Source organism: Clostridium sp. BL-8, from assembly GCF_002006495.1.
Taxonomy (GTDB): Bacteria; Bacillota; Clostridia; order Clostridiales; family Clostridiaceae; genus Clostridium.
The window spans coordinates 1-609 of the sequence record NZ_LZZL01000223.1 but is presented as its reverse complement, the minus strand read 5'-3'; the positions used below and the strand labels follow the sequence as shown (position 1 = coordinate 609).

Here is a 609-nt window from a genome sequence, read left to right as displayed (position 1 = left end):
CGTTTTCAATTTACTTCCTATAACACTTCTTGTCTTTAAATTATCTATATCTGTTTGAATTGCTGGGATAGGTAATATCATAGTATCTACTTGCTTTTTTGTGTAAAATTTAGAAGCTAATGATTTACCAAAACTGACTAGATATCTTTTTATTATTTTAGTAACAGCATCTTCAAAATTAATTTTTGCCATTAGATTCCCACCTCACTCCATAATGAATTTATGTCTGTGTCTACAGCTGAATCTGTAAGTACAAATTCATCAACCGTTGTAATAACATCTTGGTAAGGATTTTCATAAGTATAACCTATACCTTCTATTCTAGTTACAACAGGATTTGTCCAAGGACTTGATGCTGTCCCAAAACCATATGTCATTATTTTTGAACTTTTAAAGAACAATAACAAAACTGATTTTAATGTTGTATCGTTAAGCATATCAAACCATAATCTTTTATTATTAGTGTCACCTATTGCTATTGTATCAACAGGAATCATATCTGTTTTAGTTTGAGTTATGGCTGTAGTTCCAGATGCACTATTGCCTGTTTGCCATGATATTAATAGATATTTATACTTAGTTATATCATCGCTCAAAGTATAATCTCCG

General features: G+C 30.0%; 2 pseudogenes. Both read right to left on the bottom strand.

What is annotated here, in order from left to right:
- Positions 1-192: pseudogene (locus CLOBL_RS27350) on the bottom strand (hypothetical protein); the annotation flags it as partial.
- A pseudogene (locus tag CLOBL_RS27345) lies at positions 192-609 on the bottom strand (hypothetical protein); the annotation flags it as partial. The pseudogenes CLOBL_RS27350 and CLOBL_RS27345, both read right to left, overlap by 1 nt.